1 pseudogene is annotated in these 336 nt (G+C 45.8%); it reads right to left on the bottom strand.

From position 1 onward, the window contains the following. Nucleotides 1–336, bottom strand: a pseudogene (locus ACHFIZ_RS17980) (peptidoglycan-binding protein); the annotation flags it as partial.

The raw sequence follows: 336 nt of genomic DNA, 5'->3' as shown, positions 1-336 counted from the left end.
TGTAAGCACAAAGTCTCCCTGTAAATTTTCTACAAAGCCACAGTGGCCGATGCGCTTTAAATCGTTAAAGTAAATCCCAAAGACCATCCCTACGCAGGGTTCTTTCTCTAGATGATCAGTAGGGAATAAGGCCGGCGACCAGGCTGTTTTAGGTGCCAGATAACCTGATTGTTTAAAGACCCAACTCACATATGCAGCACACCAGGGGTTTCCCTTTTTGAAGCCTACGTATTTTAAATAGGCTTCTACTTTAACCCCATCATTTTTGCCTGTCAGTTCCCGAACACCCAGTTCAGCACGGGCAATGTTCATTACCTGCTCTACAGGACTGCGCTC

Origin of the sequence: Pedobacter sp. JCM 36344 (genome assembly GCF_046546555.1) — a bacterium.
Taxonomy (GTDB): Bacteria; Bacteroidota; Bacteroidia; order Sphingobacteriales; family Sphingobacteriaceae; genus Pedobacter.
Note: the sequence above shows the minus strand (reverse complement) of the source record. Positions and strands in the feature narration are given on the sequence as shown.